At 39.7% G+C, this 1,021-nt stretch carries 1 protein-coding gene; it reads left to right on the top strand.

Translation table 11 applies throughout. The annotated features are described in order from the left end of the window. Nucleotides 1-126: 126 nt before the first annotated feature. Nucleotides 127-861 (top strand): abortive infection family protein, encoded by a 735-nt coding sequence (locus N512_RS23865; protein WP_051472876.1) that lies wholly within the window; start codon nt 127-129, stop codon nt 859-861. The last annotated feature ends 160 nt before the right edge of the window (nt 862-1,021 follow it).

Genomic DNA, 1,021 nt, shown 5'->3' with positions numbered 1-1,021 from the left:
TAAACTCTATTATATTTAACTAATACAAAGAGATAGCGATGCGCGTTTACACTCCTCCGATGACTAAAACGCGCATGCGCACTATACAGCTGTTACATTCCATAAGTGGTACTTACGAGATATTTAATGGAACAAAGAAGAAAACTGATCCCAGTGATTTCTGAGGCAATATCTAAAACTTTTGATAAAGGCGATTGGAAATCGATTGGGTATGCAACTGAAAATGAAGATTTAATTCAGAATCATCCTAGGCTCTTAAGGAGCTTGCAGTGGGGTGATGAGGATTATGAAGGCTGTGTTTTCGATGTTGTAGAGCATATCTACGATTCGGACGATGAAAATATTGAGAAGTTACTACGTAACTCAAAAGTCGAAAAATGGATCAAGTCCAATAAGCAAGACATCTATAAGGAATACCTCGACAACACTTACGTGCCTAGTTTTAAACAAAGAAATCTATCGCCTAGCGAAATTGTTGAAAAAGCTTTGGAAGATGCTCAAGCTCTTTTAACTAGTAATGGCCCTGTAAGTGCAATTGATCGGGTGCATACGGCGTTGCATGGGTATTTGAAACACCAGCTTGACCAAAGAGGCATAAATTATCGCCCAGATACCGGCATTACAGAGTTATATAAGTGTCTTCGGGAGAATGTTCCTGAAATTAAAGATATGGGTGAGCGGTCGGAGGACATGAACAAAATGCTGCGTTCACTAACCTCTGTTTTAGATGCGTTGAATCCGATTAGAAATAGAGCAAGTATTGCGCATGCAAACGATGCTCTCATAGGTGAAGCCGAAGCTAAATTTGTAATTAATATAGTGAGTAGTGTCCTTCACTATTTTGATGAGAAGCTAAAGTGATTGAATGTAACAAGCGCAAGCACACGGAACAATTTTACGCTGCGCTTCAAATTGTCCGGTGTTGCGGGCGTTATAAATCACGTATGGAGAATCTATGAAATTATTGAATAAAATTACCGCAGTAGGGATGCTTGCCTTCGCTCCTGCATGTTTTTCGGCT

Origin of the sequence: Shewanella sp. 38A_GOM-205m (assembly GCF_000518445.1) — a bacterium.
GTDB lineage: Bacteria > Pseudomonadota > Gammaproteobacteria > Enterobacterales > Shewanellaceae > Shewanella > Shewanella algae.
This window is presented reverse-complemented; position numbering and strand designations above follow the sequence as displayed.

Excerpts from the sequence above, each read along its gene's own strand:
- N512_RS23865 (WP_051472876.1), top strand. The coding sequence starts at position 127 with ATGGAACAAAGAAGAAAACTGATCCCAGTGATTTCTGAGGCAATATCT.